General features: G+C 68.0%; 14 protein-coding genes. 2 read left to right on the forward strand and 12 right to left on the reverse strand.

The genetic code is table 11. The features are described 5' to 3' along the window. Window positions 1-6: 6 nt before the first annotated feature. The 3 genes from OHZ10_RS28745 to OHZ10_RS28755 all read right to left on the reverse strand — a co-directional run bounded on the left by OHZ10_RS28745 (window position 7) and on the right by OHZ10_RS28755 (window position 3137). Window positions 7-1029, reverse strand: coding sequence for an FAD-binding oxidoreductase (locus OHZ10_RS28745; protein WP_059240130.1), 1023 nt, complete (start codon window positions 1027-1029; stop codon window positions 7-9). 13 nt (window positions 1030-1042) lie between these two features. Continuing rightward, entirely contained in the window at window positions 1043-2710 is a 1668-nt protein-coding gene (hcp, locus tag OHZ10_RS28750) for a hydroxylamine reductase (RefSeq protein WP_342705102.1), read from the reverse strand. Window positions 2711-2903: 193 nt separating this feature from the next. Beyond that, window positions 2904-3137: a DUF3079 domain-containing protein gene (locus OHZ10_RS28755; RefSeq protein ID WP_059240126.1), complete on the reverse strand. Its 234-nt coding sequence runs from the start codon at window positions 3135-3137 to the stop codon at window positions 2904-2906. 178 nt (window positions 3138-3315) lie between these two features. On the opposite strand from OHZ10_RS28755, the gene OHZ10_RS28760 reads away from it, so the two are divergent. Beyond that, a complete protein-coding gene (locus tag OHZ10_RS28760) occupies window positions 3316-4242 on the forward strand; it encodes an ADP-ribosylglycohydrolase family protein (protein WP_059240124.1) in 927 nt (308 codons plus the stop codon). Window positions 4243-4337: 95 nt separating this feature from the next. Then, window positions 4338-4745 (forward strand): RidA family protein, encoded by a 408-nt coding sequence (locus OHZ10_RS28765; RefSeq protein WP_059240123.1) that lies wholly within the window; start codon window positions 4338-4340, stop codon window positions 4743-4745. Window positions 4746-4754: 9 nt separating this feature from the next. On the opposite strand, the gene OHZ10_RS28770 is transcribed toward OHZ10_RS28765, so the two are convergent. From OHZ10_RS28770 to OHZ10_RS28810, 9 genes are all read right to left on the reverse strand, one after another. Further along, entirely contained in the window at window positions 4755-5303 is a 549-nt protein-coding gene (locus OHZ10_RS28770; RefSeq protein WP_342705103.1) for a GNAT family N-acetyltransferase, read from the reverse strand. 159 nt (window positions 5304-5462) lie between these two features. Continuing rightward, a complete protein-coding gene (locus OHZ10_RS28775) occupies window positions 5463-6863 on the reverse strand; it encodes an MFS transporter (RefSeq protein WP_059240120.1) in 1401 nt (466 codons plus the stop codon). 37 nt (window positions 6864-6900) lie between these two features. Continuing rightward, window positions 6901-8145, reverse strand: coding sequence for an NAD(P)/FAD-dependent oxidoreductase (locus OHZ10_RS28780; RefSeq protein WP_256086192.1), 1245 nt, complete (start codon window positions 8143-8145; stop codon window positions 6901-6903). Beyond that, window positions 8142-9104 carry a VOC family protein gene (locus OHZ10_RS28785; protein ID WP_342705104.1) on the reverse strand — a complete coding sequence of 321 codons (963 nt, stop codon included), beginning with the start codon at window positions 9102-9104 and terminating at the stop codon, window positions 8142-8144. Before OHZ10_RS28785 ends, OHZ10_RS28780 begins: the two co-directional genes overlap by 4 nt. An 18-nt stretch (window positions 9105-9122) precedes the next feature. Next, window positions 9123-10613: an aldehyde dehydrogenase gene (locus OHZ10_RS28790; RefSeq protein WP_059240114.1), complete on the reverse strand. Its 1491-nt coding sequence runs from the start codon at window positions 10611-10613 to the stop codon at window positions 9123-9125. 72 nt (window positions 10614-10685) lie between these two features. Continuing rightward, window positions 10686-11501, reverse strand: coding sequence for an aspartate dehydrogenase (locus tag OHZ10_RS28795; RefSeq protein WP_059240112.1), 816 nt, complete (start codon window positions 11499-11501; stop codon window positions 10686-10688). After that, on the reverse strand, window positions 11494-13161 hold the full coding sequence (locus OHZ10_RS28800; RefSeq protein WP_059240111.1) for a thiamine pyrophosphate-binding protein: 1668 nt from the start codon (window positions 13159-13161) through the stop codon (window positions 11494-11496). The genes OHZ10_RS28795 and OHZ10_RS28800 overlap by 8 nt, the downstream gene beginning before the upstream one ends. Beyond that, window positions 13154-13951 (reverse strand): SDR family oxidoreductase, encoded by a 798-nt coding sequence (locus OHZ10_RS28805; protein WP_059240109.1) that lies wholly within the window; start codon window positions 13949-13951, stop codon window positions 13154-13156. The genes OHZ10_RS28800 and OHZ10_RS28805 overlap by 8 nt, the downstream gene beginning before the upstream one ends. Then, complete coding sequence (locus OHZ10_RS28810; protein ID WP_059240106.1) at window positions 13948-14805, reverse strand: IclR family transcriptional regulator; 858 nt, start codon at window positions 14803-14805, stop codon at window positions 13948-13950. Before OHZ10_RS28810 ends, OHZ10_RS28805 begins: the two co-directional genes overlap by 4 nt. Window positions 14806-14815 lie beyond the last annotated feature (10 nt).

The following is a 14815-nucleotide window of genomic DNA, read 5'->3' on the forward strand; positions in this document are numbered from 1 at the left end:
TCGACCTCACACGCTAAACCGCTCGCTCGCGAACTGCGCATCCGGCACCCCCGCTGCCGTCGCCGCCTCGCGCGCGCCCTGCACGAGCGGCGGCGGCCCGCATACGTAGATATCCGGCGGCGCCCCCGCCCGCGCAAGCGCCGCGCGCAACGCATCGACCGGCGTACCGCGATACCCGGCCCACTCCGCATCCGGCCGCCATACACACAGATCGACGCGCAACTGCGGCAGCTCGGACTGCAATCGCGCCAGTTCGTCGAGCATGAACAGTTCGCTTTCCTGATTGACGCCGAAGAACAACCGCGCGTCCGCCATCTCCTGATAGTCGGCCATGCGCCGCAGCATCGACAGGATCGGCGCGAGCCCCGTGCCGCCCGCGACGAACCAGCGCGGCCGCAGGCTGTCCGCGAACAGCCCGAAGCCGCCCATCGGCACGCGCACGGTCAGCGGATCGCCCGGCCGTGCACGCTCGCGCAGGTAGGTCGAAAACCACCCGCCCGGCCGCAGCCGGACCAGGAATTCGAGGCGCCCGTCCCAGTTGCTCGTGTTCGCCAGCGAATACGGGCGACGCAGGCCGCTGCCCGGCACCTCCAGCTCCGCGAACTGGCCGGGCTCGAACTCCACGGCCGTACCGGATGCGTCGTCGGGTTCGACCTGCAACTCGACGCGCATCGTGTCGGCCGCGATCGTCTCGAGCGCCGCGATCCGCGCGGCACGCACGGGCACCGGATGCAGCAGCACCTTGGTCCGGTCGTACGGTGCGGCGATGCGCAGATCGCCACGCGGCGTGGTCCGGCACAGCAGGACCGCGCCGCGCTGCCCGGCCGGCAGCACGCCCGCGGTGTCGGGCTGCATCTCGTACGCGCCGTCGACGACGGTCGCCTGGCACGCGCCGCAACTGCCGCGCCGGCATTGCGACGGCAGCGTGATGTCGGCGTCGGCCGCCGCCGACAGCAGATCCTGTCCGGCATCGCACCCGAAGCCGAACCGCTCGCCGTCGCGTGTCGTGATCTCGATCCGGTAGGTCATCGAACGATCCCGCTCAAGCGGCGTTGCGCGCCAGCGACGCGGCCAGGTCGGACCCGGCGTCGCCGATCGGCTGGATGCCGAACTGTTCGACCAGCACCGCGAGCACGCCCGGCGTGATGAATGCCGGCAGCGTCGGCCCGAGGCGGATATTGCGCAGGCCGAGCGCGAGCAGCGTCAACAGCACGGCCGCCGCTTTCTGCTCGAACCATGAGATCACGAGGGACAACGGCAGGTCGTTCACGCCGCATTCGAACGCGTCGGCGAGCGCCGTGGCGATCCGGATCGCCGAATAGCTGTCGTTGCACTGCCCGACGTCGAGCAGGCGCGGAATGCCGCCGATGTCACCGAACGCATGCCGGTTGAACCGGTACTTGTTGCAGCCGAGCGTCATCACGACCGTATCGCCGGGCGCCTGCTCCGCGAACTCGGTGTAGTAGTTGCGGCCCGGCGCCGCGCCGTCGCAGCCGCCGATCAGGAAGAAATGGCGGATCTGTCCGGCCTTGACCGCCTCGACGACCTGGTCCGCGACGCCGAGCACCGCATGCCGGCCGAACCCGACCGTGATCGATTCCTCCGGCGCCGTGGCCGGGAAACCGGGCAGCGCCTGCGCCGCGCGGATCAGCATCGAGAAATCGTGATGTTCGAGATGGCGCACGCCCGGCCAGCCGACCGGCCCCGTCGTGAAGATGCGCTGCCGGTATTGCGGCATCGGCTCGATGATGCAGTTGGACGTCATCAGGATCGGACCGGGGAAATGCGCGAAATCGCTCTGCTGGTCCTGCCACGCGCCGCCGTAGTTGCCGACGAGATGCGGAAAGGCCTTGAGCATCGGGTACGCGTGCGCCGGCAGCATTTCGCCGTGCGTGTACACGTGGATGCCCGTGCCGGCCGTCTGTTCGAGCAGCGCATGCAAGTCGCCGAGATCATGGCCCGACACGAGGATCGCCTTGCCCGCGACCGGCGACACGCGCACGGCCGTCGGTTGCTGCGCGCCGAAGCGGCCGGTGTTCGCGCTGTCGAGCAGTTCCATCACCGTCAGGTTCAGCCGGCCGAGTTCGAGCGCCTGCGCGAGCAGCGCATTCACGTCGTCGGGGTCGCTCGCGAGAAACGCGAGCGCCGCCTCGACGCCTTCGTAGATGTCGTCGCGCTCGTAGCCGAGCACACGCGCATGATGCGCATACGCACACACACCCTTCAGCCCGTACAGCACCAGCGCACGCAGGCCGACGATGTCCGCGCCGACGATGTCGAGCCCGTTGTCCACGCCGACGGAGGCGGCCTGCTCCAGCAAGCCGGTCAGATCGGCCGCCGGCTGCCACGTCGCCGGCCCCTGCGGGGCAGGCACGATCGCTCCCGCCGCCCGCGCATGCGCTTCGCATGCGGTCTTCACGCGGTCGCGCGTCTGCGCCGCTTCACGCAGCAGCGTGACGAAGCGCGCCGCGTGGAAATTCACGTTGGTCAGCGTCGTGAACATCGCGTACAGCACGAACCGGTCCGCGTCGCGATCGGGCGCGCCCGCCGCACGCGCGATCGCGCCGTATTGCGCGATGCCCTTCACTGCGTGGACCAGCAGGTCCTGCAGGTCGGCGGTTGTCGCATCCTTGCCGCAGTTGCCTTTCGCCGATGCGCAGCCGGGCCGCGCGCCGGTCCGGTCGGTCTGTTCGCATTGATAGCAATACACGCTGCTCTCCTTTCTCGATCATGGGGACGCGGGTCGGCGCGACGGCGGCGGAACGCAGGTTCCTGGCCGCCGGGCATCCCGCCCGCTTCAAGATGCTTTTCGTGTGCATCTTTGTTCATGATGTTTCGGCGCGCTTTTCGTGGCCGTGATGCAGATCAAGAAACGGAACGTGTGCGGGTAAGGCAACTTGTCGCTACGACCGCTCGCCGGTTTCGGTCGTGTGTTCGTGTTTGCTGTCGTTGCCGGCATCCGCGCATTCGATGCCCCAGTCGCCATATCGGTACCAGTCGTCGCCGAGCAGCTCGCTTGGGTGCTGCGTGCGGCTGGAGCCGTTGCCGCACCGCATCGCGTGTGTCGGGCAGTAGTTGTCGCATCCCCAGCAGATCCGCTCCGGATGCACGGGATGCAGCGGAAATTTCTTGGCCATGATGTGTCGTCTTCCCGGTGTCGTTTGATCCGCTACCGTTCGACTCTAGTTCAGCAGCACACACGGGCCATGCGGCATTCGTTCGCACCGGCCGCAGCGTATCGGCTAGGCATGCGCGGGCGATTGGTCTAGTCTGCACGGTATTCCGCGACGCAAGCCGCCTACCCGACCGCCTCCGATGACCTCGACTCCGAACCGAAGCGCCCGCCTGCGCGGCGGCCTGTTTGGCCTGCTGATCGGCGACGCGCTGGGCGTGCCGTACGAATTCCACGACGCCGCGTCGATCCCGCCGCCCGCTGCGATCGACATGACGCCGCCGCCCGGCTTCGCACGCGCGCACGACGGCGTGCCACCCGGCACCTGGAGCGACGACGGCGCACAGGCGCTCGCGCTGCTCGACGCGTTAGGGCACGACCGCGACCTGAATCTCGACACGTTCGCCGGCAACCTGCAGGACTGGTTCCATCGCGGCGCATTCACGCCGGACGGCCGCGTGTTCGATGTCGGCCTGCAGACGCAGCGCGCGTTCCATGCGCTGGCGGCCGGCGCGGCGCCTTCAGCCGCCGGGCCGGCCGACGAGCGCGACAACGGCAACGGTTCGCTGATGCGCTGCTTTCCCGTCGTGATGGTCGCCGCATCGCGCGATGAAGCGATCCGGCTCGCGTGCAGGCAGAGTGTCGTCACGCACGGCCACGTGCGCTCGCAGCTTGGCTGTGCGCTCTACAGCCTCACTGCAATGGGAATCGTCGAAGGTCAACCCGCGCCCGATGCGGTGCGCGCAGCCGAAAACGAACTGCTGATGCGCTACGAAGGCACGGCCGACGAAATCGAGCTGAAGATCGTGCTCGACGGCCGCTTCGACGCACCGCAAGGATCGGGCTACGTGGTCGACAGCTTCTGGTCGTCGATCCATTGCCTGCTGTCGACAGGCAGCTACGAGGACTGCGTGAAGCACGCGATCGCGCTCGGCAACGACACCGATACGACCGCGGCCATCGCCGGCAGCCTCGCCGGTGCGCTGTATGGCGAACCGGCATTGCCCGATCGATGGGTCGCGACGCTGCGCGGGAAGGAGCGGGTCGAGGGCTGGCTCGCGAAGCTGTGAGCGACATGCACGGCCGCCGGCCGTCCGTTGAGTCGAACCTGGCGAGCCCGATCCGGCCGCCCCGAACAACTGCATCAACCTGAGAGGATGCTCCGATGCTGCGTGCAATCAATCCCCCCGGCGCCACGATTCCCGGCATTTCGCAGGCGATACTCGTCGAAGGCGGTCAGCCGCTGTATCTGTCCGGACATGTCCCGTTCGATGCCGAAGGCGCCGTCGTCGGCGCCGATCATGCGACGCAGCTCGATCAGGTGTTCCGGAACATCGCCGCTACGCTTCGTGCCGCGGGCGTCGGCTTCGAGTCCGTCGCGCGGCTGACGATCTATGTCCGCGATTTCGACTCGAGCCTGTTGCCGCAGATTCGCGAGGTGCGCGACCGCTGGGTCAATACCGCATGCCCGCCCGCGAGCGCGCTCGTAGGCGTGGCGTCGTTGTTCCGCACGGATGTGCTGGTCGAAGTGGATGCATTCGCGATCGTTCCCGCCGCGAAGTCATCCGGCTGAGGCGCAACGTCAGCGGCGATCGCTCGCCAGCAGCCCGTACAGCGCGCTGTCCGACACTTCGCCGCCGACGATCCAGCGTTCGCGCAGCAGCCCTTCCCTGACGAAGCCCAGCCGTTCGAGCAGCTGCGCCGACGCGACGTTGCGCGGATCGATGTCGGCCTCGATCCGGTTCAGCTTCAGTGTGCCGAACGCGTGGCCGATCACGGCCGTCGCCGCTTCGCGCATGTATCCGCCGCGCCAGAACTTGCGCCGCAGGCTGAAGCCGATCTCGGCACGCCGGCATTGTTCGTTCGCATGGAACAGCACGCATTCGCCGAGCGCTTCGCCGGTTTCCCGCAGTTCGAGCACGCAGATCAGGTCCTGCCCGCTCGCGGACGTCGTCAGGTTGCGCGCGACGCGCGCCGCGGCCTGTTCGATCTGCGTCATCGGCGAGAACGAGAAATAGCGCATTGCCTGCGCGTCCGACCAGATTTCGAAGAACGCCTGCGCATCGGTTTCGCGAAGCGGCCGCAGGACGAGGCGGGAGGTATCCAGCGTGACGGGTTCGAACAGGGGCATGGCAATGGTCTGACGAAATCGGGATCGTGAATTAGAACACGCAAGCCGACCGTCAACAATCGCGCCCGTTCGCGGCGACCGGATCGCCCCAAAACGAAAATGCCCGGGGAACATCGCCCGGGCCTTTCCCTTCGCTTCATCCGGCATTGCGGAATGTGCTTACGCCTCCAGCGCCTCCAGCACCTTCCCCTTCGTCTCGATCCCGACGAAGTGCACGGTCACCGCCGCGATCAGCGGCACGATGCCGATCAGGTAGAACGCCGGCGCGAGGTTTCCGCCGATGATCGCGTGCGGCACGACCATCGGCGCGACGAACGACGCGATCTTCAGCCACGCGCTGCCGAGCCCGCAGCCCGACGCGCGGATGCTCGTCGGATACTGCTCCGGCGTGTAGACGTACGCGGTGATGAACCCTGACGCCATCAACCCGAGCGACAGCGAGCAGAAGATCGCGACGACGTACACCGACGACGCGTGATAGATGCCCGCGAACGCCAGCGACAGCGCGCACAGCACGAACGACCACACGATCACCGGCTTGCGGCCGAGCTTGTCGACCAGCAATGCAGAGGCCAGCGACCCGAGCACGCCCATCACCGAGCCGATCACCGCGAGGTTCAGCGCGAGCTGCAGCGGCGCGTGATAGAAGTTCTTGTAGATCGTCGGCAGCCACGTCGACAGCCCGTACTGGATGAACCCGCAGGTCGCCCACAGCGTCGCCACCGCGAGCGTGCGCTTGCGATACGCGGCGCTGAACAGGTCGCTCATCTTGCGCTTCGGATGCTGGCGCACCATCTCGTCGAACGCGGCCGCCTGCGTGACGGGCGGCAGCTCGCCGCGCACCGACGCTTCGAACACGCCGACCGCACGCCCGGCTTCCGGGAGCCGCCCGCGCGACGCGAGCCAGCGCGGCGATTCCGGCACGAGGCGCGTGAGCACGAGCGACAGGATCAGCGGCAGCCCGCCGACGAAGTACATGATCTCCCAGCCGAAGCGCGGCACGAGCCACGCGCCAAGCGCCATCGACACGAGCAGGCCGATCGGGAACACGATCTCGTACAGCAGCACGAAACGGCCGCGGCCATGTGCACGCGTGATCTCGTTGATGTACGTCGCGGCGACCGGCAGCTCGCCGCCGAGCCCGAGCCCCTGCAGGATCCGCAGCAGCACGAACACTTCGAAGGTCGGCGCGAAGCCGCACGCGATGCTCGTGATGCCGATCACGGCCGAGCTCCACGCGATCGCCTTCACGCGGCCGTGCTTCTCCGCGAGCGCGGGAAACAGGAAGGCGCCGATCAGCTGGCCGATCGCGCCGGACGCGATCAGCATGCCGATCTGCGTCGGCGACAGCCCCCATTTGTGGATCAGCAACGGCAGCGTCGCCGCGATCGTGATCACGTCGAAGCCGTCGAAGAACGTCGCGGTGCCGATCAGCACGCGCGCACGGATCTGCATCGAGTTGGCCGGAAGCCGCTCGAGCCGCGCGATGATCGCGCCGGGCGTGGAGGCGGCAGCTTCCATCGTGGCGCGACCGGCCACGACGTTGTCGAAAGTGCTCATGCGGGGTGTCTCCTGGATCTTTTTGCCGTATTGGCCGTCAGGCAAGCGCTTTGGTCGTGTCTGCCAGGGCTTCCGTATCCACTGCCCGGCCCTGGTTCATCCACTTGCGCGCGAGCTTCAGCTCGCGTGCGTTGTTCACGGCGATGACACCTCTCACATGCCCGTCGCCCACAAAAAACAGCGTCGCACGGCGCGCGGCGAGATCGCCGCGCACGACGAGCTGCGCATCGGCCGGCAGATCACCGAGGATCTGCAGGTTCACGTCGTACTGATCGGACCAGAACCACGGAATCTCCGCGTACGGTGCGCGCACGCCGAGCACGGCCTTCGCCGCCGCGATCGCCTGGTTCTGCGCGTTGGCCCACGATTCGAGCCGCACGCGCCGCTTCAGCCAGCCGTTGTGGTGGTTCGCGACGTCGCCACACGCGAAGATCGCCGGGTCGCTGGTCGCGCCGTATTCGTCGACGACGATCCCGTCGTCGACCGCCAGCCCCGCGTCGCTCGCGAGCGACGCGTTCAGTGCGAGGCCGATGCCGGCCACCGCGAAATCGGCGTCGATCGTCGTGCCGTCGGCCAGCGTCGCACGCACCTTCGATGCGTCGTCAGGCTGCGCATCGAGCGACGCGAGCGCGGCGCCGGTCCGCACGTCGACACCGTTCGAACGATGCAGGTCGAGCAGGAAATCCGACACGATCTGCGGCACCGAGCGGCCGCACAGCCGCGGCGCGCCTTCGACCACGACGGCGTCGACGCCGAGCTTGCGCGCGGTCGCCGCGACTTCGAGGCCGATCCAGCCGCCGCCGATCACGAGCACGCGCCGGCTCGCGCGCAGCTGCTCGCCGAGCGCGGCCGCTTCGTCGAGCGTGCGCAGGTAATGCAGGTTCGGTGTATTGACGATCGCATCGGGCAAGCGGCGCGACGTGCCGCCGGTCGCGATCACGAGCCGGTCGTATTCGATCTCGCGGCCGCTCGCGGTCGCCACCACGCGGCGTGCGCGGTCGATCGAGGCCGCACGCTCCGGCTGCCATGCTTCGACGTTCAGCGCGTCGAATTCGTCGGGACGCACGACGCGCACGGTTTCGATGTCGGCGTCGCCGGCCAGTACGGCCTTCGACAGCGGCGGACGCTCGTACGGCAGATGCGCCTCGTCGGCGATCATCACGAGACGGCCCGCGTAACCTTCCGCGCGCAGCGTCTTCAGTACCCAGCCGGCCGCCTGGCCGCCGCCGATCACGACGACCGTACCCGGCGCAGGCTGCGCGGGCGTATTCGCTTCGGTCATGATTTGCGCTCCGTCATGAACTTGCCTTCCGGCGCCTTCGCGTCCTTCTGCCGGCGCGTGTTGCCGTCGAGGCCGCCGTCGACGGCCCATTCGGCGAACACGGTCGGGCCCGGCTCGAATTCGCGCGGCTGCCACTCGGGCGTCAGCATGTCTTCGTCCGCGTAGTACTCGATCAGGCCGCCGGCCGGATTCTGGAAGTACCAGAAGTACGCGGACGACACCGGATGGCGGCCCGGGCCGAGTTGCGTTTCCCAGCCGCAGCGGTCGATGTGCATGCCGCCACCGAACACTTCGTGGATGTCGCGCACGGTGAACGCGACGTGGTTCAGGCCGCGTTTGCCGTTCGGCAATGCAAGCAGGAACAGGTCGTGATGGCCGCCGTGCGGCGCGCAGCGCATGAATGCACCGCGGCCCGGGTAGCGATCGGACGTCTCGAAGCCCAGCAACTCGTGATAGAACTTTTCCTGCGCGTCGAGGCAGTTCGTGAAGAACACGACATGCCCGACCTCGACCGGCTCCGCACGTGCATAGATCGGGCTCGGCTGGTCGACGCGCAGCGTCTGGCCCCACACGTTCGACGGCGAGCCCGTGATGTCGAGTTCGCGCTTGCGCGTGACTTCGACGCGGATCGCCATCCCGTTCGGGTCGATGCAGCCGACCGCATCGTCCTGTGCGTAATAGCCGGGCTGACCGGCGAGCTTCGTGCGCAGCGCATCGAGTTCGGCCTGCGTCGGCACGCCCCACGTGACTTCCCGCAGCGTCGGGCCGGCTTCGAATGCCGGCGGCAGCGCCGGATCGTCGGCCTTGACGGCCAGCACGGTGCAGCCGTTCAGCGTCTCGAAACGCGCGCACGTGTCGTCGTGCGCAACTTCCTTCATCCCCCAGTCGGCGAAAAAGCGCCGGCAGGTCGCGAGGTCGTCGACGCCGTACGTGATCTGCTCGATTCCCAAAATGCTCATTGCGTCATTCCCCTTCGCTCAGTTCGCCCACGGCAGCGGCGCGTCGTTCAAGCCCCAGTAGAGGCTCTTCTGCTGCATGTACTCGCGAATGCCGAGACGGCCCTTCTCGCGCCCCATCCCGCTCTCCTTCCAGCCCGAGAACGGCGTGGAAATCGAAAACAGCTTGTACGTGTTGATCCACACCGTGCCCGTTTCGAGCGCGCGCGCGATGCGCCAGGCGCGCTTGTAATCGCGCGTCCAGATGCCGGCCGCGAGGCCGAACACGCTGTCGTTTGCCTGCGCGATCAGCGACGCTTCGTCGTCGAACGGCATCGCGACGAGCACGGGCCCGAAGATTTCTTCCTGGCAAATGCGCGCGCTGTTCGGCAGGCCTTCGAGAATCGTCGGCTGATAGAAGAAGCCGTGCTCGCGCCCGTCACCCGACGGCCGCTCGCCGCCGCACAGCAGGCGGCCGCCTTCCTCGAGGCCCAGTGCGACGTAGCGCTCGACCGATTCGCGATGCTTCGCGGTGATCAACGGCCCCATCTGCGTGTCGGGCCGCGTCGGGTCGCCCACGCGCAGCTTGCGGGCGCCGGCCACCAGGCGTTTCATGAATTCGTCGTACACCGCGCGCTGCACGAACAGTCGCGAACCCGCGATGCACGCCTCGCCGGACGAGCTGAAGATGCCGTACAGCACACCGTTGACCGCGTGATCGAGATCGGCGTCGTCGCACACGATCGTCGGCGACTTGCCGCCGAGTTCGAGCGACACGGGCATCAGCTTCTCGGCCGCGATGCGCGCGATGCCGCGGCCCACTTCGGTGCCGCCGGTAAACGACACCTTCTTCACCAGCGGATGACGCACGAGCACGTCGCCGATCACCGAGCCCTTGCCCGGCAGCACGCTCAGCACGCCCTTCGGCACGCCGGCTTCCTCGCAGATGCGTGCCAGCGCGAGCGACACGAGCGGCGTGACTTCGGCCGGCTTGAGCACCACCGCATTGCCGCCCGCGAGCGCCGGCGCAAGCTTCTGCGCATCGGACGCGATCGGCGAATTCCACGGCGTGATCGCCGCGATCACGCCGATCGGCTCGTACACGCTCATCGTCAGGTAATCGCCACGCGACGGCGTCAGTTCTTCGTCGAGCGTTTCGAGGCACGCCGCGAAATAGCGGAACGTGTTCGCGGCGCTGGCCACCAGCACGCGGGTCTCGCCGATCGGCTTGCCGTTGTCGCGACGCTGCAGGTTCGCGAGCGCCTCGTGGCGCTGCATGATCAGGTCGGCGATGCGGTACAGCACCTGCGCGCGCTGGTGCGGCTTCAGCCCGGCCCAGTCGGCGCGGCGCCACGCGGCGTCGGCGGCCTCGACGGCTTCGGCCGCGTCTTCCGCATTCGCGGTCGACACTTCCATGTTCAGCGACTGGTCGGCCGGATAAATGCTCGCGTAGGGCGCGCCACGGCCGCGCCGCCACTCGCCGCCGATCAGGATGGTGCCGTCGGGTACGAGGCTCGTATCGAAAGGAGTCATGTCACAAGTCCCACAAATCTGTCTCTGCACATCCGCCCTCGCCGTGGCGCGGGCGGACGGTCCAAGGCCCGGTCAGATCACGCAGCGGGCCGCGCGGTTGCGCAGCGCGCGGATCGCGCAGTACGCCGTCAGCGCGGACGTCTTCGGGTTGTCGGGCAGCGGCTTGCCGCTCATTTCCAGCGACATCTCGCCGAATGCGCCGCGCGCGGTGATGCGGTGCACGTTGCGCTCGACCGCCGGATCGGCGATCAGGCGCACGTGGGTCGCGTCGAGGCCGAGGCCCGCGAGCGCGACGGTGGCCGCGACGTTCGCGTTCTTCGGATACAGCCGCGCGGCATCGCGCGCGGTGCCCTCGAAGATCACCATTTCCTCGGTCATCGCGCGCAGGTCGCACAATGCCTCGGCGGGCGTACCGAGCCAGCCGAGCGGCGGCTTGCGGCCGACGTACAGCACTTCGTCGAGGCCGCCCTGCTTCGCGGACGCCAGCGCATCGATGCCGCCGATCGCGCCGGACAGCAGCGTGACCGTCGCGCCGCCTTCGTCGGCCGCCTGCGACAGCACGTCGAGCAGCGCGAGATCGGACAGTGCGCCGATCGATGCGACTGCGCAGTCGGTGCCGGCCTTCAGCAGCGGCACGACGTGATCGACGAGCGCGCTGTGGCCCGCGCATTCGAGCGCGAACTCGGGGCGGCGGGCCAGTGCGTCGACCGACGACACGACCTCCACCGCGCCGCCGAGCACGCCCTGCACCGCCGCGCGCTGGTGTTCCGGCACGATCACGTGCGCGACACGCAGCGACGCATCGTGCTCGACTGCGCGGTACACGGCCGCGCCGATCGCACCGAAGCCGATCATCGCGACGTCGACGGGTGCGTGGGCGTTACGCATACTGGCGCTCCGTCGGCGCTTCCTTCTTCACCGGCGGGCCGGCGAAGTTCGACGCGAACGAGCCGACCGACAGCATGTCGACCTCGACCATCACCGGCCCTTCCTTCGCCATCCCTTCGCGCACGATCGCTTCGGCGTCGTCGAGCGACGTGATCCGGTAGTGCGTGAGGCCGAAGCTCGCGCAGAACTGCGCGAAATCGGGCTGGTGCAGCTGCACGAAGCAGCGGCGGCCGCCGTAGTGCGCGTCCTGGATGTTGCGGATCACGCCGTAGCACTGGTCGTTCATCAGCACGATCATCACGTTCGCGTTTTCCTGCACGGCCGTGACGAGTTCGCCGACGTTGACCATCAGGCCGCCGTCGCCGACCAGGCAGACCGTCTTCGCCGCCGCGCCTGCGAGCGCCGCGCCGATGCCCATCTGGATGCCCTGGCCGATGCCGCCGCCGAGCGCATGCACGCCCGAGCGCGGCTCGAAGATCTTCAGCAGGCGGTTGCCCCACGTGCTGTTCGAGATCGTCACGTCGCGCACCCAGTTGTAGTCGCGGCCGACGGCGCCCTGCAGCGTGTCGACCAGCTTCTTGTAGGGCCCGAGGCCCTCCGCCACGCTGGCGACGGCCTGCTCGCGCGCGGCCGCGAGATCGGCCGCGAATTGCGGATCGACCGACAGGCGGCCTTCGAGGCGGTCGGCCAGCTCGGCCAGCACGCGCTTCGAATCGCCGTGCACGAACAGCTCGTTGCGATAGCCGCGGTTGTCAGCGAGCGCCTCGGCATCGACGCGGAACAGCGGCTGCGGCAGCGCGAGCTTGTACTTCAGCGTCTCGTTGCCGCGCAGGCGCGAGCCGACGACGACGAGCGCATCGCAGGTCTTGTAGAACGCTTCGACGGACGCGTGCACGTTGAACGCGCCGAGGGTCGCCGGATGATCTTCGGGCAGCACGCCACGGCCCTGCACGCTCGTCACGACGCCGAAGCCGAGCTTCACGAGGCGTTCGACTTCCTCGCGAGCGTGGCGCGCACCGCCGCCGAGCCACAGCAGCGGACGACGTTTCGCCGCCAGCGCGTCGGCGAGTTTCGCGACGCGCGCGGTGTCGTGCTCGCGCACCGTGACATGGGCCGGCGCGAGATCTTCCGGCCATTCGATTTCGGCGGCCTGGATGTCGATCGGAATCTCGACCGACACCGGGCCCGTCGGCGCCGTCTGCGCGATGCGCACGGCTTCGCGGATCGTCGGCAGCACGGTTTCGACGGTGCGCACGCGGAATGCGGCCTTCGAGATCGAGTCGAGCATCGACAGCTGGTCGGGGGCTTCATGGATGTACGCCAGATCCTGGTCGAGGTAAGGCGTTTCGATCTGCCCCGTCACGTGCAGCAGCGCGGTGCCGGCCGTCAGTGCCTCGACCATCGCGCCGGCCGCGTTGCCCGCCGCCGTGCCCGTGCTCGTGAACGCGACACCGAGGCCGCCCGACACGCGGGCCAGGCCGTCGGCCATGTTCAACGCACCGGCTTCACCGCGCGCGCCGACATACCGGATGTTGCCGCGCGAGTTGATCGCGTCGAGGATCGGCATGTTGTGGATCGAGATGACACCGAATGCGGTTTTCACGCCGCACTGCTCGAGAAAGGCGGCAATCAGCTCGCCAACCGTGGTTTTTTTAGACATGGCGTGCAAAGCCTCCAGAAACGTCGATATGGCTGCCCGTCGTGTACGACGACAGATGCGTTGCGAGATAAAAGAGCGCCCAGGCGGCCTCGTCAGGCTTGCCGAAGCGGTTCAGCGGAATGTTCTTCTTGCGGGCGAGCGCGCCCGTCCAGTCTTCCCAGCTTTCGCCGGGCTGCGCCTGCGTTTCGTAGCGGCGACGCCACTGGCCCGACTCGACGATGCCGATCAGGATCGAGTTCACGCGGATGCGCTGCGGCGCCAGCTCGGTCGCGAGCGACTTCACGAGGCTCAGCACGCCCGCGCGCGCCGACGACGTCGCGACCATGTGCGGCTCGGGCTGCAGTGCGAGCAGCGAGTTCACGCACGTGATCGTCGGCGCCTGCGCGTCGCGCAGCAGCGGCAGGAACGCACGCGTCGGGCGGATGATGCTGAAATACTTCAGCTCGAGTTCTTCGCGCCACGCGTCGTCGGTCGTGTCGGCGAAGGTCGACACGCGGCCCTGGCCGGCGTTGTTGACCAGCATGTCGGCACGGCCGAAGCGTGCTGTGACCGCTTGCGCGAACGCGGCCACGTCGGCTTCGTCGAGTACGTTGCAGCGCGTAGCCAGCAAGTGCGCACCGTCGTACCTGTCACGCAGCATCGCTTCGGCGCGCTCGAGGCGGTCGCTGTCGCGGCCGCAGATTGCAACCGACGCACCCGCCTGCAGGAACCGTTCGGCCGTCGCGAGGCCGATGCCGGACGAACCGCCCGTCACCACCGCAACCTGCCCGGTCAGATCGATCTGAATCATCGGAGTCCTAAAGCCTTCAGAAACGTGTGCTCGTCATCCGAGCGGTAATTGAGCCGCCGCGACAGTTCCGCCGCCGCGCGCTGCACCTTGTCGATCAGCCCGTCCGCGATCAACGCCGCGTCGATCTCCGGACGCGGCACCGTCACCGTGATGCACGCGACGATCCTCTGCGTCTCGTTGCGCACCGGCGCCGTCACCACCGAGATCCCGCGCTCGAACGACGAATTGCTGACGCCGTAGCCGCGCAGCGCATCCTCGCGGATCATGTCGTACAACGCGTCGACCGTTTCCGGCGTCGCGCTCGTCATCCGGTTCAGCGCGCCTTCCGGATACAGTGCGTGCAGTTCCTTCAGCGACAGGTCGCCCATCAGCACGTGGCCGTGGGTCGTCGCATGCGCGGGCAGGCGCGTGCCGACGTTCACGCGAATCGAGCTGAACACCGGCGACTGGCTCTGCGCCTTCGCGACGAACACCACGTCGCGGCCGTCGCGGATCACGATGTGCGTCGTGAAGCCGGTCGCATCGCGCAGGCTTTCGATCACCGGCAAGCCGAGATCGGTCAGCTCCAGCGAGCTCAGGTATTCGAAGCCGAGCCGCAGCACGGCGATGCCGAGCTTGTAGTTGCGATCCTTGTCCGCGCGCTCGAGAAAGCCGAGCGATTCGAGCGTCTGCAGCAGACGGAACACCGTCGTGCGCGGAATGCCCAGCCGTTTCGACAGTTCGGGCGCGCCGAGCACGGGCTCGCGCGGCGAGAATTCGGCGAGAATCCGCAGCCCGCGTTCGAGGCCCGGCACCACATAGTTGGCTTCGGCCTTCGCGTTTTCGGATTCGTTTTGTTGCAGCGGTTCGCTCATGATGCCTCCC

This window comes from Burkholderia arboris (genome assembly GCF_038723655.1).
Taxonomy (GTDB): domain Bacteria; phylum Pseudomonadota; class Gammaproteobacteria; order Burkholderiales; family Burkholderiaceae; genus Burkholderia; species Burkholderia arboris.